This is a genomic window from Legionella gratiana (assembly GCF_001467695.1).
GTDB classification, from domain to species: domain Bacteria; phylum Pseudomonadota; class Gammaproteobacteria; order Legionellales; family Legionellaceae; genus Legionella; species Legionella gratiana.
Genome location: NZ_LNYE01000004.1, coordinates 19,791 through 40,636, shown reverse-complemented (window position 1 = coordinate 40,636; position 20,846 = coordinate 19,791). Strand labels below are relative to the sequence as shown.

Sequence of the window (20,846 nt, the reverse complement as noted above, 5' to 3'; positions counted from 1 at the left end):
ATTAAAGTTTGAGCTTCCAGCGCTTGTGCATCCAGTTCCATTGTTCAGGATGAGCTAAAATAATACGCTCTAAAGCTTGATTATATGCTAGGGTATTATGATAAAGAGATTCTGCAGCAGTGTCATAATCTTTCCAAGGAATAGGATCATAAAATTCTAAAACATGTTTGCCATTAGGTAACCTATAACCTGCGGCCGGAACAACGGGAACACCGGTATAACGAGATAGAGTTGCTAGACTTCGGTAAGTTCCGGCTTTTGTACCAAAAAACTCCACTGCGATACCATCACGATTAGCTAAGGAGGCATGTTGATCAAGAACAAAAATCACAGCATGATTTTTTTCCAATGCAGCACAAACCTTATCCAGTGAATTCTTTTTCGGTATCACATTTAAACCGACTTGGTAATATTGCTTAAATAAGCTTCGCTCAATAAACTTAATGGATAGAGTTCTTCGGATAAAATGAAACTGTCCTTGAAATTCTTTAAAATTTAAAACTCCACCTATAGGAGCTACTTCCCAATTACCGAAGTGGCCGGTAAGAACTAAAACTCCTTTTTTTTGTGCCACAACCTCCAACATCTTCTCATGACCACGAACCTCTACTTGATTCCGTAAGGTTTCTTCTGACATAAAACGCAATTGTAGTGCTTCTTTAAAAGATTTAAGTAAGTGTGAGTAATAAGATAGAGCAAGTCGCTTCTTTTGGCCGACATCTAATTGATCACCATAGACGCGATCAATATTTGCCATAATTATTTGCCGCTTGTAGGGTAAAAATTGATAGACAAAACGCCCTAGTAGGCTTACAGGCAATTCGTTAATTGTTTGTTTCAAATCAGTCACAAGCTTTAATCACCAAACATGCATTCATACTGGCAAATCCTCTATTAATGGTCAATACATAAGGGCTTTTTAAAGATTGATGCTCTGCACTTACTGACAAACCATCACAACTTGGCGCAATACGTTGAAAGTTAGCCACTCCTGGAATACATTTTGATTCAAGCGCGCAAGTAGCCAGAACAGCATCAATCAATCCAGAGGCACAGATAGTATGTCCGGTAGACCATTTAAATGCAGTTACAGGTCGTTGGTGGCCAAAAACTCTTTGTATCGCTTGTGATTCACTATAATCTGATTTGCTATTCCCATTCCCATGAGCAACAATAAAACCCACATCCTCTGGATTTAATGTTACAGATTCCAGCGTGCGTTGAATTAAATCTGCGAGTTGTTGACCACTTGCATCTAAAGAGAATAATCCTTGTGCTTCACTCGTTGACAAACCACCGAGAACTTCCCCATAACAAACCGCAGAACGCGCACGAACACTTGCTTCGCTTTCTAATACTAAAGCAGCAGCACCATCAGCTAGAATTGTACCATCATGCTCTTCATCAAACGGTTTTAAATGGCGATGACTTAACACACCTAATTGCTCATAATAAAACAAAGATTGTGGTTCTACAGCCATATCATAAGACACTACTACCGCTCGTTCTGCCTGTCCGCTACTTATCGCATGATATGCTTCCAATAAAGCTTGTGTTCCCCCAACAGCATGATTGGTTACATTATGGTTAGGACCTTTAAATTCATAGGTAATACCAGTATATGCAAGCACATTATTAGGTAATATACGTAACAACCACATAGGATGTACTGTTTCAAATAAATGCTCTGCAAAATGATGCATGTTACCTTGAGCTTTTGCTAACAAAGGTAAAAAATCATATTGTTGAAAATATTTATTCCCAGGCGATCCTACGAAAACCGCAGTCTGCTCATTAAACTCTTTAGGAGTTTCAAGCGCATCACGATAAGGGATCATCTGGCTATGCTCTACTGCCTGAACTGCAGCATTAATTCCCATCACATCTTGACGTGAAATTACCTTGACTAATTTTCGATCCGGCAACATTTTTGCAGGATTAAATTCTTTTAATTCTCCACCTAAACGATGAGGCCATTGTGATAAGTCCCATTGAGTTATTTCTGCAATTCCACTTTTACCGGAAATAATTGCGTCCCAAGTGGCATCGGCAGTAGCTCCTGATGCGGTTAATGCGCTTCGTCCAGTAATGAATACTCTATTGTTCTGACTCATTGGCCTGCTCCTTCAAACTCAGGATGCTTAAACAATAAGCAACTATTAGAGCCTCCAAACCCAAAAGAATTAGATAACACCGCGCCTAAGGATCGTTCTCGCGGTCCATCAACCACATAGTCTAAGTCACACTCAGGATCCGGTGTAGTTAAATTCGCTGTTTTAGGTATTTGTGCTTGCTCTATAGATTTAACCGCTAAAACAGCTTCAAGTGCTCCTGCTGCAGCGATCAAGTGCCCAGTTTGGCTTTTAGTTGAACTTACCGGCAAACTTGAAATATGTTCACCGAACACGGCTTTAATCGCATTGGTCTCACTTAAGTCATTCATTTTAGTCGATGTTCCATGTGCATTAATATAATCCACATCAGAAGCCTTGATTCCTGCATCTTGAAGAGCGCGTTCAATTGCTTGGATTGCACCATCACCATTGGGATGTGAGTCAGTAATTCGATAAGAACTTAAAGAATTCCCTTCACCAGCGAGCTCCGCATAAATAGAGGCGCCTCGCGCTTTTGCCTTACTCCATTCCTCTAAAATTAAAAATGCAGCCCCTTCACCTAAGACAAAACCATTACGGGTTGCATCAAAAGGTCGGCTTGCAGTCTCTGGAGTACTATTATAGGTTGATAAAGCACCCAATAAACAAAAGCTAGATAATCCTAAAGGGTTAATCATAGAATCAAATCCCCCTGCCAACATGAAATCAGCTTCACCTCGACGAATTACCTGCATGGCCAGCCCTAAAGCCTGTCCGCCTGAAGCACATGCCGTATGAACGGAAGATGCGTAGCCCCTGATTCCAAATTGTTGGATTAATAAAGACAAGCCTGAATTGGGCGTAGTTTTACCAAAGTCTGATAATTTATAAAATTCTTGTGTATTCGCAAGCAACTGCCCCCAATCTGCTTCACCATTTGGTGCACCTATTTGTTGGAACCGTGAGAGGTAGTCAAACTCTGCAGTCATCATGCCACTACCTGTAACCACACCCCAACGTGACGCTGTCTTATCGGTGGGTAAAATACCCGCATCATTGAACGCTTGTTGGGCGGCTTCAAGAGCATATTGAGTAAATGTCATGGAAAAACGAGTACGTTTTGAGGACAATTTGGGATCAAGAATAAAATTTTTCACTTCGGCTGCAATATAAGTTGGAAAAGCACTCGCATCAAATTGTTTAATTTCAGCAATTCCCGACTGCCCTCTCAATAAATTGGACCACGTGGATTGGACATCAAGACCTATAGGTGAAATTGCCCCTAAACCTGTAATTGCTACTCGACGTTTTTTCACTTTTATTTACCTCTAGGAATAAGCACCACATCCACTACACAAACACGTTTACCTAAAACTTCACTACGAAAGCTGAGAATCAACTCTTCTTCTGTTTGTTTTTTGACGTTTACATAGCACTCAAGAACATCACCAGGATGAACAAACTCATTCATTTTTATTTTGCGTAGTTCGCTGACGCTATAGCTTAACGTATATCCTGAACGTGCAACAAATTCTCGCGCTAAGTTTAACTTACATTCCAATAATACCGTTAGAGGTAATACTGGTTTTCTAGGAAAATGATCTGCAAAATAAAGAGCTGCACGAGTAATTCGCTTTTCAGCAATTAAACTGACTCTTGGCTCACAGGAACAAACTCTATCAAAAGTCATCGATGTCAGCGGCAATTCCATGTTTATCATGAGATCGCTATTTAATAATGGCGTACTTTCCAAACTCAGACTGGACCAATCACCTGGCCTATTAATTTCAGAAAACTGCCGTTTCACCTCATCAGGATCGATAAACTCATCCATAGGCAATAAAGGCCCTAATGCACCTTCAAGAGTAAAAACCATTTCATCGCCTATCCGTGCGATACTATGATATTGCATTACTGAATCTTCAATTCGCTCAATGAATGATTCTAATAATAAAGTTTCTCCCACATATGCGTGTCTGTGCATAGCGGCCTTAGCAACAATTCCAGCAACAGGTCTATGAGTAAACTCTAAACGGTGCATCACATTCCATGCCGCTAACTGACCTAGTGTTTCTCCGATTAAAGAAGGGATAAAGCAAGGACGTCCCTGTTCATCAACCGTGAGAAATGTATCCTCTTGAGTAATGTGTTTCATCCCCCGAATCAACTGGCCAGGAAATGATTCAACTATACGATCAACGAATAAAAATCTCATTAGTATCTAAACCCTATTGACCAAGATAAATAAACAACTGAGAGACTAAGCTTCAGTTGCAGCAGTTTGTTGCTCTTTAACTGCAGAAACAACTAATTTACAAAATGTTTCTATTGTAAAAAGCATGGGTATTTCATTCACTTTCATATTGGGCTTGAATTGCTCTGCGGGAACTTCGCTCAAATAACTTTGTAACGCTTTTAGTCCTTCCTCAGTAATAACACCGCCCTTTTCAAATTCATTCTCTGCTAAATCACCACGTGCATTCTTTTCCAATTGACCACGAGGAATTTTAATTTTAAACTCTTTTTCCAATTGGAAAACTAAATCAAGAAAATCAATAGATTCAGCGCCTAGATCTACTATTAACCGACTGTTAAGAGATATTTCTTCTTCGTCAATCACTAGTACCTCAGCAACTATTTCCCTAACTTTAGGATAAACATCTGCTACATTCATATATTGTCCTCAGAAATCAGCTAATTTACAAAGCCCAAAATTATATCATATTTTTTGTTAAAGGCATAAAGCATAAAAAAGATGGAATATTAACCAACTCGGCTATATCCTGCATCAACAAATAAAGTATGCCCATTTATCATTGCAGCTTCGGGCAAACACAGCAGATAAATAGCATTGGCTACATCTTGTGTCGTCAACGGTCTATCTGATAAAGAATGGGCTTGATATTCATCGAGTAACTGCTCTCTGTTAGGAAAATACTTCAATGCATCTGTATCAACCACCCCAGCAGAAACAGTATTTACGGTAATCCCATCAACCGCTAACTCAAGACTTAAAGAGCGCACTAAAGCCTCAAGAGCAGCTTTAGACGCTCCAATAAACGCATAATTAGGAATCGCTCTATGAGCACCAAGACTTGATAAAGCAATAACGCGCCCACCTTTAGGCATTAACGGACGTCCTTCAATTACCAAATGATTTAATGCCAGAGCATTGGTCTCCAGACACCAGCGCCAATGCTTGGTAGACATCTTAAGGGCTGGTTTTAAAACACCACTGGCAGCATTACTAATTAAAAAATCAAGCCGATTAAAATGTTCTTTGAATTGGGTAAACATTTCTTTTACGGACAGAGGATCCGCTACATTAGTTTGTAAAGCAATTGCTTTACGGCCCATAGCCTGAATTTCATCAACCAAAGCTTGAGCCTCATCAGAACTATTGTAATAAACAACAGCTACATCGCTCCCTGCTTGAGCTAACTTTAATGCAGTTGCTTTACCGATGCCTCGAGCACCGCCAGTAATTAATCCTACTTTATCTGCAAAAACTAAACTCATAGCATTCCTCAATTTTTAATTCACAAAAATTTGTACAATTGATTAAGTTAACACCATTAGATGAATAACTAAAAAACCTACATTTTCGTGCGTATTCTCCGATAAAGCAATGTTTAGCACATTAAATTTTTAAATATCTTGTTTCTAGAGTGTTAACTTTGTACTATCGGCACACGATTAGATAATATATATATTAATGAATGAAGCTTTCTTGGTCTAAAACTGTATTTCCTATTGCCGCAATTTTTTCCTTTCGTATGTTAGGTTTGTTTCTCTTAATCCCTGTATTTAGTATTTATGCGGAAGATTTGCAGGGCTCAACACCTGCTTTGGTAGGTTTTGCCTTTGGAATATATGGTCTTGCTCAAGGATTAATGCAAATGCCTTTTGGTATGCTCTCGGATAAATTAGGTAGAAAACCTATGATCACCGTAGGCTTACTTTTATTTGCTTGTGGCAGTTTAATTGGAGCATTAACTCATTCCATTTATGGGATGGTAGTTGCTCGAGCGCTACAAGGAACTGGAGCAGTTGGCAGTGTGCTCATTGCATTGCTCGCAGATTTAACCGCGGAGGAACAACGGACTAAAGCTATGGCGGTTATTGGCATGACCATAGGAACATCATTTAGTCTAGCAATGGTAGTTAGCCCAGCGGTTACCCATTATTTTGGCCTAGCAGGAATTTTTTACCTTACTACCTTATTAGCCCTATTAGGTATTATCCTGCTTCATTGGATAATACCCAAACCCATGAAAGAACGCTTTCATGTTGATAGTGAAACAAACCCGACGTTATTAAAACATGTAGTCTTTAACGCACAACTACAATGCCTTAATTTTGGTATTTTCTGCCAACATTTTATTCTCACATCCACATTCTTTGTTATTCCTTTTATCTTAAGAAAACAAGTGGAGCAAGGTCATTTGACCCAGCAGTGGCATTTTTATTTACCGGTTATGCTGCTTTCGTTCATTCTCATGATCCCATTCATTGTGCTTGCTGAAAAGAAGAAAAGAATGAAAGGTGTTTTTCTTTCATCAGTTTTTATAATCACAGCAACTCAATTATCATTCATTTATATGCGCCAAAATTGGTTTGGGCTGTGTTTGATTATGCTGATTTATTTTATTGCTTTTAACATCCTTGAGGCTGTATTACCATCACTTATTTCCAAACAGGCAAACCCTAAAAGTAAAGGGACCGCTATGGGCGTATATTCTACAAGCCAATTTCTCGGACTTTTTCTAGGTGGGGCAGTTGCGGGTATTTTATTTCAATGGAATGGCAGTCAAGGTATCTTTATTACCAACGCTGTTTTAGGCATTATATGGTTAATTGTTGCCGGAGCAATGAAGCCTAATCTCTATAGTGCTACTCTTATCCTTCATTATCCTTGGTCTGAAAAAAAAGAAGATATTTTATCGCAGTTATTAAATACTCGTGGAATTATTGAAGTCGCATTAGCCCAAGAAGAAGGAGTTATTTATTTACGTATTGATAAAGAGCATTATATTGCCGGTAGTGCAGAGAAAGTTCTTTCTTCAAAAGATTAAATTCTTAACACTATTATCTGCTTCTGGCTCGGGGAAATCTGCATTTTCGATTTCATTATCTACTTCATTTACTTTGACAAACAAAGGAATGCGACCACTTATGGTACGATAGCTCAGTTTGCTTGTTTCTCCTGGAAAAGGCTCTGTAGAACTCTGGACGCGAACGAATAATTCGGAATTCTTATAATTTCTATTCTGTAAATGCTCTTTGATTAATTCAGCAGAAATCAGTGAACCGCTATTATCCACATATTGGCGAACACATAATTTGATTTCCACAGGACCTGTCTCAGGTAACCGTGATTCCAATAAGCGCTCGACTAATTTCTTGGTATCAATAGTTTTGCATGAAATTGAATTGGGTACAGGCGCTAGCTCTCCAGTCTTTTCACCCGCTTCATAAGTTAATACATAAATTTTGCTTTTTTGATTAGACTCATGAAGTACAGGAAATAGATCATCCGCGCTCAAAATGGTGCATGGAACAGCATATCCTTCATATGCTGTTTTGTACCATTGATTCGCATGTTTGATTAATTTTTTATTCCCTTCATTGCTCTTAAATGGGATATATAAATATATCATTCTCAACGCGCAAATTGACTTCATATCGGATGGGATTTATGCCCTAATTGCTCTTCCATGTCAAGTATTTCGTCATAATCCGTCAACGCTAAAAAACCATCTACATTTAGGGGCTCCAATAGAGTATTAACCTTTCCAAAATAATCATCCTCATCCATCCAGGATTGTTTAGGCGTGGTACTCTCTACAGGAGAAGTTATGGGCTTATCAATAACACCTGATTTCATTAAAAAAGCTTCAAGATTCTTTTTATTGATGCGCATCTCAAATTTTAAGTTTTTCCCACCAACTATTAAAGAGTCAACTAAATAATCCGAAAGATTACGTGGCAGACTAAGAAGTAACTCATTGATAATCTCTGATTGGTTCTTTGCCAATATTTTATCACTCTGAACCATTTTCACTAACCCTTGGGCCAATTGGGTTAAAATAGGATGGGAAAACTTGGGGAATTTTATTGCTTCGGGAGCACTAGCAAAGAAGGCATGATCTGATGCTCTACTTTCTACTGCATTCAATCCTTGGCGAAACTCTCGTGCACGACCAACTGCGCACATTAAATCAAAACAAAACAGATCATTTTTCATTAGGAATGATCGAACTGCGCGTTTGGAGCTTAACAAATCATCTATTCCCATACCTGGCGCGCAGATACTCACATCAGAGTAGTATTTTATCTCCATTGATTGAAGTGGCTCACCTAATTGTTTGCGAAACTCTTCAGCCATTTGACGTGGTTTATTTTTTTTTGCATATGCATCACAAAAATATAATTTTGCAATATTATCCGTGCTAAATCCTTCGATAACTAAATCATTTTTAAAACGGTTAGCCACTTCTTCTATAGCCATTTCCTTATAATCCTCATCATACTTTGCTTGATTAGCTACAACTAGCTCGGGGCTATCGATACCATGACTTAAAATATAAATTTGACAGTTTCCGTCCTGTAATGCTTTTTTAATATTCTCTCTTTCAGCAATTGCTGGACTATCGTGATAGATAACAACAACCTCTTTACCTTTGGATTCATAATCCTTACGCCACTTACTGGCCTTGCTCTCTAAATCACCTAAAGCATCTTCTAAAGAAAAAGGAACATATAATATTTTCATAGCAATAATCAAACTCAAATGACCAATAATTAATTATTATAATCAATAATCATTAATCAAATATTAATTTAGATTACTAATCATCAAATTTGTACTTTTTTTATCCTTCGGCAACACCTTTCATTGAGGCAATAGGTTAGTACATAATGACCTTATTGTTCATGAAGTCATTTGGATCATTTCTTTAACCTAATAAAAGTTCATTCAATTTTCTCCTTAAACTGATTCTAAACCACCACTTAGTGTGAGACTCAATAGATAAAAGAGAAAATGACATCATTCTCAATTAAAAGCCGGGTCAATCCCAGAGTGCAAGCACTATATAAATTAGGTATACTCTTCTCCTAACTTTCGCATATAGGAGAAAATTAAATGGCACGTGGAGTAAATAAAGTAATACTCATTGGTAACGTAGGTGTTGATCCTGACGTACGATATTTACCCAACGGTAATGCAGTGACTACACTCTCAATTGCTACTAGCGAAACATGGAAAGATAAAGTCACTGGAGAAAAACAAGAAAGAACAGAATGGCATCGGGTGGTATGTTTTAATCGTTTAGGTGAAATTGCAGGTGAATATGTTCGTAAAGGTTCAAAACTATATATCGAAGGCAGCTTAAGAACCAGAAAATGGCAAGATCAGCAAGGGCAAGATAGATATACAACTGAAATTGTTGCAAATGACATACAAATGTTAGATAGCAAAGGAGGAGCATCATCCAGTTTTGATGATATCCAACAGAATCAATTTGCACCAACTAGTCAGAACTTTGGAAAACAACAACCTGCACAACAAGTTCCACAAGATGCTTTTGATCAATTAGATGACGATGTTCCCTTCTGAATCTTATTTTGACTATTCACTAAGGGTAGGCTGGAGCTAAATGAAATAAAGCCAAAATTTTTGGAAAGCCTGTTATGTTGGGCTTTATTTCATTCAGCTCCAGCTTACAATAACTCATTAAGTTGACGCCATTACTTGAACGGATACCATTAGCAAGTAACTTTTGAAAATCTGCTGCCAAAGCGTTATTACGTTCATCAAGCTATACTGACAGTTGGAGCCAAATTAGAATTCACTTGCGTGTGTAACTCCGTTATAAAATCACTTACAGTACGGACTGTTTTGCCATCCAATAATTTATCTGCCATGCCTTGTTTTACAAAGACTCTAATCTCACTACCTAATTTACCTCTACGAAAGGTTGATAAATGTGATAAAAGATCGGCTGGTTTGTCCTTTAAGGCTTCTTTTAACGCCGCAATAGCCGCTTTCCTTTCCGGATCACTCTTATCCGCAAAAGCAAAAAATCCCAATGCATATTCCATATTTAATATCGTTTCAAGAGCGAGGACACTATTTACAAAAACAACTACATCTTCACTAACTACTAAATTGTATTGATGAGCCCTTGTAACTGCTTTTATTAATTGGAGTTTGTCAATATTAGGATCCTCTGGCTTTAAATTTTTGAGTGGAACTAGTTCCTGATTTTTATTTATTTGATCTTCAATCCACTTTATAGTTACTTTAGTTAAATCATTGTTGTTTAAGATAACATCAATACAAAGATCAAATATTGGCGAACCCTCTGCAAAAGATGCAGGATATGCTAATAATATTTTCCTTATAGCATGACGATATGCTCTATTTAGATAGTCGATGAGTTCCTGCGCATTAACTAGACCTTCTTGAGTGTGAATTTTTTTAATAAATTTCAAAGGATCATAATAATCGTGAATAGTTTTTAGTTTCGACATAAAAATATCTCAAAATAGGTGCCACAAAATTTTATAGCTGAGGTAAATATCATTGTCGATACGGATAAAATAACTTTTACAGTACATTTTCAAGAAGATATTTATAAAAAAACCCGCATGTGCGGGTAGTTTTAAATTATAAAACAATTACGTTATTCTTCAGCATCAGCACTAGAGACTGGTCTGTCTAATAACTCAACAATTGCCATAGGTGCATTATCCCCATCTCTAAAACCACATTTAATAATACGTATATAACCACCTGGACGTTTTACAAAACGTGGACCTAAATCAGTAAACAACTTACCTACTGCAGATTTTGATCTTAATATATCAAACGCATGTCTACGTGTTGCTACTGAATCAACTTTAGATACAGTGATTAAAGGCTCTATATAACGACGTAAATCTTTTGCTTTAGGCAAAGTAGTCTTTATCAATTCGTGCTCAATTAAGGAACAACACATATTTGCAAACATAGCCTTTCTATGGCTACTTGTTCGGCCAAAACGACGGCCTGAATTACGGTGACGCATAACAAAACTCCTAAACTTTTATTCGCCAAGATTTGCTGGCGGCCAATTCTCAAGCTTCATACCAAGCGATAATGAACGGGAAGCCAAAACATCCTTAATTTCAGTTAAAGACTTTTTACCAAGATTAGGAGTTTTTAAAAGTTCATTTTCAGTTCGTTGTACTAGATCGCCTATATAATGAATATTTTCTGCTTTTAAACAATTTGCTGAGCGAACAGTTAATTCTAAATCATCAACAGAACGTAAAAGAATAGGATCAAAATCATTTCGTTCCTTCTGATCAGATCGTGACTCTTCAAACCTCATATCCACAAAAGCATGTAACTGTCGTTGCAGAATGCTTGCTGAAATACGGATTGCTTCTTCTGAATCAATTGTCCCATTAGTTTCTAATTCAATAGTTAGCTTATCTAAATCAGTACGATTTTCAACTCGAGCACTATCAACATAATATGCTACTTTCTTAACAGGCGAGAAACTATTATCAATTTTGAGTTTACCAACAGATTTTCTTTCTATTTCATCATCAAAATGCCCAATGAATGAATCGGTACTATGAAAACCTATCCCTCGTTCAACTTTCATTGTCATATTTAATTTGCCCTTTTCGTTCAAATTAGCAATAACAAGATCTGGATTAATAATTTCTAATCCATGAGATAATTGAATATCACCAGCAGTAACTTGACAAGGACCTTGCATATTAAGAGTAATTACTGACTCATCGCCTACTGTCATTTTTAGTGCAACTAACTTTAGATTCAGTAATATATCCACTACATCTTCCTGTACACCTTCAATTGTACTGTACTCATGAAGAACACCTTCAATTGAAGCTTCTGTAATTACACTTCCAGGCATAGATGATAATAATATACGTCTCAAAGCATTGCCGAGAGTATGACCAAAGCCACGCTCCAAAGGCTCTAAAACTATTTTAGCTTTAAAAGGCGACTCAGCCTGGACCTTAAGAACATTTGGTGTCAACATTTCATTGATTTCAGTATACATTCAGCTATTTCTCCGAGCTTACTTAGAGTAAAGTTCTACAACTAAGTTTACGTTGTAGTCTGAAGATAAGTCAGTTAACGTTGGTGCTGTAGAAAAAGTTCCTTTAAACGAAGAATTATCTACAGTAAGCCAATCACATGGTACTCTTTGCTCAGACAAAGCTAAAGCAGCTTGAATACGGCCTTGATTTTTTGCTCTTTGTCGCACAGAGATAACATCACCAGGCTTTATCAAAAAAGATGGAACGTTAACTATTTTATCATTAACTAGTATGGCTTTATGCGTTACTAATTGACGTGCTTCAGCACGTGTGCTTGCAAAACCCATACGATAAACGACATTATCTAAACGTCTTTCAAGAAGGACCATCAGGTTTTCACCTGTAGCACCTTTCATGCGTGCAGCCATTTTATAATAACCGCGAAATTGCTTTTCAAGAATACCGTACAACCGTCTAATTTTTTGCTTCTCTCTAAGCTGCAAACCATAACTGTTTAAACGGGGTTTCTTATCACCATGTTGTCCAGGTAACTTTTCTGATTTACATTTTGATTTATGATCACGGACACCACTTTTAAGTAATAAATCACAACCTTCACGACGTGATAACTTACATTTTGGACCAAGATATCTAGCCATTAATTACTCCTGAGTCTTATACACGACGTTTTTTCGGTGGTTTGCACCCATTATGTGGGATACCAGTAACATCGGTTATTTCAACAATTTTGAAATCCTGAGATATTAATTCACGAATAGTGGACTCTCTACCAGGACCAGGACCATGAACAAATACAGCTACAGATTTCATACCATATTCTTTAGCAACAGCAGCAGCACGCTCGGTAGCAACTTGTGCAGCATAAGGAGTACTTTTTCTTGAACCTCTAAAACCTGATCCACCGGATGTTGCCCAGCAAAGTGCATTACCTTGCCTATCGGTAAAAGTCACTATGGTATTATTAAAAGATGCATGAACATGTACTATACCATCTGATACAACACGTTTTGCCTTTTTGCGTACTTTTTGTTGTTTTGACTTTGTTATTGCCATCTTACTATCCTAACATGAAATATCAAACGGTGGTGCCTTTTCTGCGGCCCTTTCTTGTACGTGCATTAGTTTTTGTACGTTGACCATGTACTGGCAGCCCTCTTCTATGTCTTAGACCACGGTAACATCCTAGATCCATAAGGCGTTTAATGTTCATTGTCACAACACGTCGTAAATCGCCTTCTACGGTAATTTTTGCTATTTCTGTTCTTAATGACTCAAGTTGAGCATCAGTTAGCTCTGATACCTTTGTTGAAGGATCAATTCCAACCGTAGAACATAGTTTTAATGATGTAGGTTTACCAATACCATAAATTGCTGTTAAAGCAATCACAAGATGTTTGTGATCAGGTATATTTACTCCTGCAATACGAGCCATTAACTTCTCCGAACGTTATTTGTTCTGTCGAAAGGGACAGAAGAATACTATTTTTATAGAATTAAATCAAGCAAAGAAATTAACCTTGCTTTTGTTTATGTCGGGCATCTTTACAAATAACTCGTATCGTGCCACTTCTTTTAATAATTTTACAATTGCGACAAATTCGCTTTACAGATGCTCTTACTTTCATTCCTAACTCCGATAAAGATCATAAAAGACCAGGTAATTTCGTACCTTTAAAATTAGCCTTTTTCATTAAAGAATCATATTGCTGTGTCATTAAATGAGCTTGCACCTGAGCTACAAAATCCATAATAACAACTACGATAATCAGCAATGACGTTCCACCGAAATAAAAAGGCACATGCCATGTATACATTAAAATCTGAGGTAAGAGACAGACCAAAACTAAGTATATTGAACCTACTAATGTTAAACGAGTCATCACAGCATCAATATATTTTGTGGTTTGCTCTCCTGGTCTAATTCCAGGAATATATGCACCAGATTTTTTTAAATTATCTGCCGTATCTTTGGGATTAAACACCAATGCAGCATAAAAAAATGCAAAGAACACAATAGCCACTGCATAAACGATTAAATATAACGGTTGTCCTGGTGATAAAGCCATTCCAACATCAGCCAACCAACCCATACCTTTAGAATGTGAAAAGAACTGTGCTAAAGTCGCAGGCAGTAATATAATACTTGATGCGAAAATTGGCGGTATGACTCCAGACATATTAATCTTTAAAGGCAAATGACTTGTTTGAGCAGCATAGACTTTTCTTCCTTGAGTTCTTTGAGCATAGTTCACTCTAATACGCCTCTGTGCACGCTCCATAAATACCACAAACCCTGTTACTACTACAACAACCACTGCAATAATAACTAAAGTTAGAGCTTGCATTTGACCTTCTTTAACTTGCTGAAGAACAGAAGCTATCGCAGTAGGCATACTTGAGACAATACCTGAAAAAATAATTAGCGATATACCATTTCCAACGCCTTTTTCAGTAATTTGCTCACCAAGCCACATTAAAAACATAGTACCGGTAACTAATGTAACTACTGCAGTAAAATAAAATGAGAAGTCAGCTTGCAAAGCAATTTGTTGCCCAGCTAGCCATCGAGCCATCCCTAAAGATTGAAAAATAGATAACAATAACGTCAAATAGCGCGTATATTGATTTATTTTTCTTCTGCCAGATTCACCTTCCTTTTTTAGCTGTTCAAGTTTTGGAGACACGACTGTAAAAAGTTGAATGATAATCGATGCAGAAATATAGGGCATAATCCCAATAGCAAAAACTGTAACTCGTGATAAAGCTCCGCCAGAAAACATATTGAACAAGCCAAAAATAGTATTTTGTTGTTCATTAAAAAAATTAGCTAGTCGAGCAGGATCTAAACCTGGTACAGGAATATGAGCACCCAATCGATAAACTAAAATACCTAAGACTACAAACAACAATCTTGATTTTAGCTCAGCCAATCCCCCACGTGATTGGCTTGTATTATGTTTTTGGTTTTTCATAATCACTCTTCTACGCTGCCGCCTAAACCTTCAATGGTTGAACGAGCTCCTTTAGTGACCCTTAAACCTTTAAGTTTTATGGCAGTAGTTAATTCACCAGATAAGATTATTTTTACATCTTTGATGTTACGACTGACGATGCCAGCATCTTTTAGAGCATTTAAGTCAATCACGTCAGCAGTGATTTGTGCAAGTTCACTTAAACAAACTTGATCAACTGTTCTTCCAACCCGTGATTTAAATCCCATCTTTGGTAGACGTCTTTGAATAGGCATTTGTCCGCCTTCAAAGTTAATCTTATGGAAACCACCGGCTCTAGCCTTTTGGCCTTTATGTCCTTTTCCGCTTGTTTTTCCTAATCCTGATCCTATACCTCGTCCTAATCTTTTTTTAGGGCGACGTGAACCTGGATCAGGTGATAGTGAATTTAAATTCATTATACACTCTCCTCAATCAGCAATAGGTAATTAACCTGATTTATAAGACCGCGTATTGCTGGAGTATCGTTATGAGTTACGCTTGAATTGGTTTTACCTAAGCCTAATTGTTTTACAATTGTAATATGCTTAGGCTTTCTACCAATAATACTCTTAACTAAAGTAATTTTGATTTTGTTTTCCATAATTAGCCCGCCATAACTTCTTCAACAGTTTTACCACGCTTGGCAGCAACATAATCAGGAGTACCAATATTAGTCAAAGCACCAATTGTAGCGCGTACAATATTGCTTGGATTTGTAGATCCAATGCTCTTAGCTAATATATTTTGGACCCCTAAAACTTCAAGTACCGCTCTCATTGCACCACCAGCTATAATTCCTGTACCTTCACTAGCTGGTTTCATAAATACTTTAGAAGCGCCATAATTCCAGGTAATTTCATGATAAATAGTTGAGCCATTAAGAGGAACATAAACCATGTTTTTCTTCGCTTGTTCCATTGCTTTCTGAATAGCAATTGGAACTTCACGGGCTTTACCTCTACCAAATCCAACTTTGCCTTTGCCATCCCCAACAACGACAAGAACAGCAAAGCCGAAAACACGACCGCCCTTCACAACTTTAGCTGTACGATTAACTGATACTAATTTTTCTTGGTACCCATCTGATTTAGGTGATGATTCATCGAATGCCATAGTTGTTCCTTAAAAATCTAATCCAGCCTCGCGAGCACCTTCTGCAAGAGCTCTCACTCGGCCATGATATTTATAACCAGCACGATCAAACGCAACTTCGGTAATTCCTTGCTCACCTGCTCGTTTGCCGAGTAACTTACCTACTAAGTTGGCTTGTTCTACTTTACATTTACCGGCTAGGCTGGCTCGTATCTCTTTATCATTAGTTGAACAAGTAACTAATACTTTATCTCCAAGCTTGTCTGCTTGAACGATTTGAGAGTAGATATGCAAGCCACTTCTATAAACTACTAATCTTGCTCTACCCGATTTGCGAATCAGCGCCTTTGCTTTTAATCCACGTCGAATACGTGAGTTGTGTTTATTCATAACTTAAACCTTATTTCTTCTTCGCTTCTTTACGAACAATATACTCACCAGCAAGTTTAACACCTTTACCTTTATAGGGCTCAGGTGGACGAAATGCACGTATCTCAGAAGCTACTTGCCCCAAAATCTGTTTATCAACACCTTTAAGTAAAATTACTGTATTACTAGGGGTTTCAACTAATACACCTTTTGGCAAATGGTACTCGATAGGATGAGAATAACCTAAAGATAAAGTAATTGATTTATCTTTTGATTGCGCTCTATAACCGACACCAACCAATTCAAGAGTTACGACAAAACCTTCAGTAACACCTTTAACCATATTATTTACTATCGCCCTGGCAGTCCCAGCTTGAGCCCAAGCTTTAGGATCATTAGCTGCTGGAGCAAATTCAATATGATTAGTCTCTGTGTTTTTACTCACCTTCACTAACCGATTTAATTTTTGAGTTAGTGTTCCTTTAGGCCCTTTAACAGTAATTTCACCTTCACCTAATGTTATTTCTACATTTGCTGGTTGAATTACTGGGGCTTTAGCTACTCTAGACATATTATTCCTCGCAAGTATTAAGCCACTTCACAAATGACTTCACCACCAACGCCTTTCATCTTTGCAGATATATGGGTCATTATACCTTGTGATGTAGACAATATGGCCACACCAAAACCAGGTATTGAGGTTAGCTCTTTATAAGATTTATAAACTCTCAAACCAGGTCTGCTTATTCTTTTTATTAACTCAATAACTGGTCTACCATGATAGTATTTCAGTTTAATTGTCATTAATTTAAGGTTGTTATCTAGTGATTCAATAAAGAAGTCTTCGATATATCCTTCTTCTTTTAAAACACGCGCAATTTCTTCCTTCAGTTTTGAAGATGTTAAAGTTACTTGCTGATGTTTTGCTTGTTGACCATTTCTAATTCTGGTCAGCATATCAGCAACTGGATCATGCATACTCACAATCGTTCTCCAATAAAAATTACCAGCTAGATTTTCTTCCGCCTGGTATATTACCAACCATTAGTTGTTGTCTTAAGCAAATTCTACAAAGGCTAAATTTACGATAAACACCATGTGGACGACCACATTGTTGGCATCGAGTTTTAAAACGAACCGCATTTGAATTAACAGGAAGTTTAGCTAACTTAGCTTGACTATCCATAATCACTTGGAAATCATCTGACGACTTAATTAACTTCTTTAATTCACTTCTGCGTTTTCGGTACTTCTCTACGAGTTTGCTTCGCTTTAGCTCTCTCATAAGCATTGATTTTTTAGCCACAATTTCACCCTTATTTTTTATCTCTATCTTTCAATGGAAGGTTAAAGGCCTCTAATAAAGCTTTAGCTTCTTCATTAGTTTTTGCACTTGTAGTGATACAAATATCTAAACCACGAATACCATCTGTTTTATCATAATCAATTTCAGGAAATACGATTTGCTCGTGTATTCCCATACTGTAGTTACCAGTTCCATCGAAGGACTTAGGATTTAAACCACGAAAGTCTCTTACACGCGGTAAAGTTATTGAAATCAATCTGTCTAAAAACTCATACATACGTTGCCGTCTGAGCGTAACCTTACACCCTATTGGCCATCCTTCCCTAATTTTAAATCCAGCGATTGATTTTCTAGCTTTTGTAACAACTGGCTTTTGCCCTGCAATTAGGGTCATATCTTCAACTGCATGGTTCATTACTTTTTTGTCGCCTACTGCTTCTCCAACACCCATATTTAAAGTGATTTTGAGCAACTTAGGAACTTCCATCACGCTGGAATAGTTGAACCGCTTCATCATCATAGGGACAATTTCTTTTTTGTATAATTCATTAAGTCTTGCCATTTCAATCACCTAATCAAACACGGTCAATTATTTCATTGTCAGACTTAAAATATCTGACCTTCTTGTTTATACCGTTACTCTCAATAAATTTAAATCCGATTTTATCTGCTTTCTTTTTGTTTGGATTATAATGAGCAACATTTGAAACGTGTATAGGTGATTCAATAGTTACAATACCACCTTTGTTTTCTGGTTTTTGTGGATTTGCTTTAACATGTTTTTTAATTAAATTTCCACCTTCAACAACAACACCATTTTCAGTCACACGTAAGACTTTTCCTCTATGACCTTTACTTTTACCAGCGATTATAATTACATCATCGCCTTTTTGAATACGTTTCATATCTCAATCCTTCTCACAAAACTTCAGCAGCTAGAGATATTATTTTCATAAATCTCTCTCGTAGCTCGCGAGTAACAGGGCCAAAAATACGAGTACCAATGGGCTCGTTTTGATTATTTAAAAGCACAGCTGCATTACCATCAAAGCGTATTAAAGATCCATCATCTCTACGAACACCTTGTGCTGTTCGAACAACAACAGCTTTCATCACCGCACCTTTCTTAACTTTACTTCTTGGTATTGCGTCCTTAATGCTCACTTTAATAATATCCCCAACTCGGGCATATCTTCGGTGTGATCCACCAAGTACCTTAATACACATTACTTTTCGTGCTCCGCTATTATCAGCAACTTCGAGCACTGTCTGCATTTGGATCATTTTATTCTCCAGCTCTGATTTCGACCAGAAAAAGGTTGCTGATTATATCAGGCCTTTTAGGGTTTTAAAAGTAAATCAACAATGTTGATTAAGAAATTACTTCAACTAATACCCAGCTTTTTGTTTTAGAGAGTGGTCTTGACTCACGAATTTTAACTATATTACCAATTTGGCATACTTGATTTTCATCATGGGCATGTAATTTAGATCTACGCTTAATAATTTTCCCATATTTTGGATGTTTCACTGAGCGCTCAATCATCACGACTATAGTTTTATCCATTTTGTCACTAACAACTTTTCCAACTAATGTTCTGGCATTCGATTCACTATTAGACATGTTACTTACCTGCCTTTTCAGTCAACATTGTTTTTACTCTTGCCACTGATTTACGCACCATAGTGATAAGATGTGTTTTATCTAGTGAGCCACTTGCTTTTTTCATTCGTAAATTTAACTGTTCTTTACGTAATGTAAGTAATTCGTTTTGCAGTTCTTCAATTGATAAACTGCGTAATTCATCAATTTTTTTCATTACATCACCTTCCTTTCCTCGAATATAACTTTGAAAGGAAGTTTTGCTTTAGCCAGATCAAAGGCTTCCATCGCAAGCTCTCTGGACACACCTTCCATTTCAAATAAAACCTTACCTGGTTGTATCTGAGCAACCCAGTATTCAACACTTCCTTTACCTTTACCTTGTCTTACTTCTAAAGGCTTTTGGGTAATCGGTTTATCAGGAAATACTCTAATCCAAATCTTTCCACCACGTTTAATATGACGTGTCATTGCTCGACGTGCAGCTTCAATTTGTCGTGCTGTTAAACGGCCACGCTCTAACGCCTTTAAACCAAATTCACCAAAACTGATGTTACTGCCTCGTAAAGCTAAACCTCTATTACGGCCCTTCATCTGTTTTCGGTATTTTGTACGTTTCGGTTGTAACATGATTCTTAATCCTCACTTACTGCGCACTGTCAGTTGATCTTTTCTTTTGTGGTAACACTTCACCCTTGAAGATCCAGACTTTTACGCCAATAATACCGTAGGTAGTTTTAGACTCCGCTGTACCATAATCTATATCTGCTCTAAAGGTATGTAATGGTACACGACCTTCGCGATACCATTCACTTCGCGCAATCTCTGCTCCACCGAGTCGACCACTAACGCAAATTTTAATTCCCTTAGCACCTGCTTTAAGTGCTCCAGTCACTGCACGTTTCATGGCACGTCTAAACATAACCCGTTGCTCTAATTGTTGAGCAATACTTTCAGCTACAAGCGTAGCATCCAACTCAGGTTTTTTGATTTCTTCTATATTGAGGTGAACAGGAACACCTAATTTGCTTGATATTTCAGCACGTAAAGCCTCAATACCACCACCTTTTTTACCGATAATGATACCAGGTCTTGCGGTAAGAATTGTCACTACAGCATTATTTGCAGGACGTTCTATAAGAATTTTACTCACGGCAGCAGCCATAAGTTTCTTTTTTAACTCGGTACGTAGCTTAATATCTTGAATCAAAAATTCAGCATATTTTTTACCAGCAAACCACTTAGAGTTCCAATCTTTAATAATACCAAGGCGTATGCCTATAGGGTTAACTTTTTGTCCCATC

32 protein-coding genes are annotated in these 20,846 nt (G+C 37.4%); 2 read left to right on the top strand and 30 right to left on the bottom strand.

Going from position 1 to position 20,846, the window contains the following annotated elements; genetic code table 11:
* Position 1 precedes the first annotated feature (1 nt).
* The 6 genes from Lgra_RS02040 to fabL all read right to left on the bottom strand — a co-directional run bounded on the left by Lgra_RS02040 (position 2) and on the right by fabL (position 5,612).
* Complete coding sequence (locus Lgra_RS02040; protein ID WP_058497619.1) at positions 2-850, bottom strand: lysophospholipid acyltransferase family protein; 849 nt, start codon at positions 848-850, stop codon at positions 2-4.
* Positions 843-2,114, bottom strand: coding sequence for a beta-ketoacyl-[acyl-carrier-protein] synthase family protein (locus Lgra_RS02035; RefSeq protein ID WP_058497618.1), 1,272 nt, complete (start codon positions 2,112-2,114; stop codon positions 843-845). Before Lgra_RS02035 ends, Lgra_RS02040 begins: the two co-directional genes overlap by 8 nt.
* A complete protein-coding gene (locus Lgra_RS02030) occupies positions 2,111-3,409 on the bottom strand; it encodes a beta-ketoacyl-[acyl-carrier-protein] synthase family protein (RefSeq protein WP_058497617.1) in 1,299 nt (432 codons plus the stop codon). Before Lgra_RS02030 ends, Lgra_RS02035 begins: the two co-directional genes overlap by 4 nt.
* Positions 3,410-3,411: 2 nt before the next feature.
* On the bottom strand, positions 3,412-4,308 hold the full coding sequence (locus Lgra_RS02025) for an ApeI family dehydratase (protein ID WP_058497616.1): 897 nt from the start codon (positions 4,306-4,308) through the stop codon (positions 3,412-3,414).
* 45 nt (positions 4,309-4,353) lie between these two features.
* A complete protein-coding gene (locus Lgra_RS02020; RefSeq protein ID WP_058497615.1) occupies positions 4,354-4,767 on the bottom strand; it encodes an acyl carrier protein in 414 nt (137 codons plus the stop codon).
* A gap of 89 nt (positions 4,768-4,856) precedes the next feature.
* Positions 4,857-5,612, bottom strand: coding sequence for an enoyl-[acyl-carrier-protein] reductase FabL (gene fabL, locus Lgra_RS02015; protein ID WP_058497614.1), 756 nt, complete (start codon positions 5,610-5,612; stop codon positions 4,857-4,859).
* Between the two features lie 200 nt (positions 5,613-5,812).
* Between fabL and Lgra_RS02010 the strand changes: the two genes are divergently transcribed.
* Positions 5,813-7,168 (top strand): MFS transporter, encoded by a 1,356-nt coding sequence (locus Lgra_RS02010; protein ID WP_058497613.1) that lies wholly within the window; start codon positions 5,813-5,815, stop codon positions 7,166-7,168.
* Here the strand turns inward: Lgra_RS02010 and Lgra_RS02005 are convergent.
* Positions 7,157-7,753, bottom strand: coding sequence for a hypothetical protein (locus Lgra_RS02005; protein ID WP_058497661.1), 597 nt, complete (start codon positions 7,751-7,753; stop codon positions 7,157-7,159). The two genes, Lgra_RS02010 and Lgra_RS02005, sit on opposite strands and share 12 nt — an antisense overlap.
* A gap of 20 nt (positions 7,754-7,773) precedes the next feature.
* Entirely contained in the window at positions 7,774-8,868 is a 1,095-nt protein-coding gene (locus Lgra_RS02000; RefSeq protein WP_058497612.1) for a hypothetical protein, read from the bottom strand.
* 372 nt (positions 8,869-9,240) lie between these two features.
* Between Lgra_RS02000 and ssb the strand changes: the two genes are divergently transcribed.
* Positions 9,241-9,714 (top strand): single-stranded DNA-binding protein, encoded by a 474-nt coding sequence (gene ssb, locus Lgra_RS01995; RefSeq protein ID WP_058497611.1) that lies wholly within the window; start codon positions 9,241-9,243, stop codon positions 9,712-9,714.
* Positions 9,715-9,911: 197 nt separating this feature from the next.
* On the opposite strand, the gene Lgra_RS01990 is transcribed toward ssb, so the two are convergent.
* From Lgra_RS01990 to rpsC, 22 genes are all read right to left on the bottom strand, one after another.
* On the bottom strand, positions 9,912-10,631 hold the full coding sequence (locus Lgra_RS01990) for a hypothetical protein (RefSeq protein WP_058497610.1): 720 nt from the start codon (positions 10,629-10,631) through the stop codon (positions 9,912-9,914).
* A gap of 152 nt (positions 10,632-10,783) precedes the next feature.
* A complete protein-coding gene (gene rplQ / locus Lgra_RS01985; RefSeq protein ID WP_058497609.1) occupies positions 10,784-11,167 on the bottom strand; it encodes a 50S ribosomal protein L17 in 384 nt (127 codons plus the stop codon).
* Between the two features lie 18 nt (positions 11,168-11,185).
* The gene (locus Lgra_RS01980) at positions 11,186-12,178 is read right to left on the bottom strand and encodes a DNA-directed RNA polymerase subunit alpha (protein ID WP_058497608.1); all 993 of its coding nucleotides are present in this window, start codon (positions 12,176-12,178) and stop codon (positions 11,186-11,188) included.
* A gap of 18 nt (positions 12,179-12,196) precedes the next feature.
* A complete protein-coding gene (rpsD, locus tag Lgra_RS01975; RefSeq protein ID WP_058497607.1) occupies positions 12,197-12,817 on the bottom strand; it encodes a 30S ribosomal protein S4 in 621 nt (206 codons plus the stop codon).
* A gap of 16 nt (positions 12,818-12,833) precedes the next feature.
* Positions 12,834-13,232 carry a 30S ribosomal protein S11 gene (gene rpsK / locus Lgra_RS01970; RefSeq protein ID WP_003633055.1) on the bottom strand — a complete coding sequence of 133 codons (399 nt, stop codon included), beginning with the start codon at positions 13,230-13,232 and terminating at the stop codon, positions 12,834-12,836.
* 22 nt (positions 13,233-13,254) lie between these two features.
* Complete coding sequence (gene rpsM / locus Lgra_RS01965; RefSeq protein WP_058497606.1) at positions 13,255-13,611, bottom strand: 30S ribosomal protein S13; 357 nt, start codon at positions 13,609-13,611, stop codon at positions 13,255-13,257.
* A 79-nt stretch (positions 13,612-13,690) separates the two neighbouring features.
* Positions 13,691-13,804: a 50S ribosomal protein L36 gene (rpmJ, locus tag Lgra_RS17365; RefSeq protein WP_010946099.1), complete on the bottom strand. Its 114-nt coding sequence runs from the start codon at positions 13,802-13,804 to the stop codon at positions 13,691-13,693.
* Positions 13,805-13,822: 18 nt separating this feature from the next.
* Positions 13,823-15,151: a preprotein translocase subunit SecY gene (gene secY, locus Lgra_RS01960; protein ID WP_058497605.1), complete on the bottom strand. Its 1,329-nt coding sequence runs from the start codon at positions 15,149-15,151 to the stop codon at positions 13,823-13,825.
* 2 nt (positions 15,152-15,153) lie between these two features.
* Positions 15,154-15,588: a 50S ribosomal protein L15 gene (gene rplO, locus Lgra_RS01955; protein ID WP_058497604.1), complete on the bottom strand. Its 435-nt coding sequence runs from the start codon at positions 15,586-15,588 to the stop codon at positions 15,154-15,156.
* Positions 15,588-15,773, bottom strand: coding sequence for a 50S ribosomal protein L30 (gene rpmD, locus Lgra_RS01950; protein ID WP_058497603.1), 186 nt, complete (start codon positions 15,771-15,773; stop codon positions 15,588-15,590). Before rpmD ends, rplO begins: the two co-directional genes overlap by 1 nt.
* Before the next feature lie 2 nt (positions 15,774-15,775).
* Positions 15,776-16,285, bottom strand: a complete 510-nt coding sequence (gene rpsE / locus Lgra_RS01945) for a 30S ribosomal protein S5 (RefSeq protein WP_058497602.1) — start codon at positions 16,283-16,285, stop codon at positions 15,776-15,778.
* Positions 16,286-16,294: 9 nt separating this feature from the next.
* Positions 16,295-16,654, bottom strand: a complete 360-nt coding sequence (gene rplR / locus Lgra_RS01940; protein ID WP_058497601.1) for a 50S ribosomal protein L18 — start codon at positions 16,652-16,654, stop codon at positions 16,295-16,297.
* Between the two features lie 10 nt (positions 16,655-16,664).
* Positions 16,665-17,204: a 50S ribosomal protein L6 gene (gene rplF / locus Lgra_RS01935; protein ID WP_058497600.1), complete on the bottom strand. Its 540-nt coding sequence runs from the start codon at positions 17,202-17,204 to the stop codon at positions 16,665-16,667.
* 17 nt (positions 17,205-17,221) lie between these two features.
* Complete coding sequence (rpsH, locus tag Lgra_RS01930; protein WP_202967160.1) at positions 17,222-17,611, bottom strand: 30S ribosomal protein S8; 390 nt, start codon at positions 17,609-17,611, stop codon at positions 17,222-17,224.
* Positions 17,612-17,636: 25 nt separating this feature from the next.
* Complete coding sequence (rpsN, locus tag Lgra_RS01925; RefSeq protein ID WP_058497598.1) at positions 17,637-17,939, bottom strand: 30S ribosomal protein S14; 303 nt, start codon at positions 17,937-17,939, stop codon at positions 17,637-17,639.
* 10 nt (positions 17,940-17,949) lie between these two features.
* Complete coding sequence (rplE, locus tag Lgra_RS01920; protein WP_058497597.1) at positions 17,950-18,501, bottom strand: 50S ribosomal protein L5; 552 nt, start codon at positions 18,499-18,501, stop codon at positions 17,950-17,952.
* A 13-nt stretch (positions 18,502-18,514) separates the two neighbouring features.
* Positions 18,515-18,844, bottom strand: a complete 330-nt coding sequence (gene rplX / locus Lgra_RS01915; RefSeq protein WP_058497596.1) for a 50S ribosomal protein L24 — start codon at positions 18,842-18,844, stop codon at positions 18,515-18,517.
* A gap of 13 nt (positions 18,845-18,857) precedes the next feature.
* Positions 18,858-19,223, bottom strand: coding sequence for a 50S ribosomal protein L14 (rplN, locus tag Lgra_RS01910; protein ID WP_003633077.1), 366 nt, complete (start codon positions 19,221-19,223; stop codon positions 18,858-18,860).
* 88 nt (positions 19,224-19,311) lie between these two features.
* Positions 19,312-19,563, bottom strand: coding sequence for a 30S ribosomal protein S17 (gene rpsQ / locus Lgra_RS01905; RefSeq protein ID WP_058463862.1), 252 nt, complete (start codon positions 19,561-19,563; stop codon positions 19,312-19,314).
* A 1-nt stretch (position 19,564) separates the two neighbouring features.
* Positions 19,565-19,759 carry a 50S ribosomal protein L29 gene (rpmC, locus tag Lgra_RS01900; protein ID WP_058497595.1) on the bottom strand — a complete coding sequence of 65 codons (195 nt, stop codon included), beginning with the start codon at positions 19,757-19,759 and terminating at the stop codon, positions 19,565-19,567.
* Complete coding sequence (gene rplP, locus Lgra_RS01895) at positions 19,759-20,172, bottom strand: 50S ribosomal protein L16 (RefSeq protein ID WP_003633085.1); 414 nt, start codon at positions 20,170-20,172, stop codon at positions 19,759-19,761. The genes rpmC and rplP overlap by 1 nt, the downstream gene beginning before the upstream one ends.
* Before the next feature lie 16 nt (positions 20,173-20,188).
* The gene (rpsC, locus tag Lgra_RS01890; protein ID WP_058497594.1) at positions 20,189-20,845 is read right to left on the bottom strand and encodes a 30S ribosomal protein S3; all 657 of its coding nucleotides are present in this window, start codon (positions 20,843-20,845) and stop codon (positions 20,189-20,191) included.
* Between the last annotated feature and the right edge of the window lies 1 nt (position 20,846).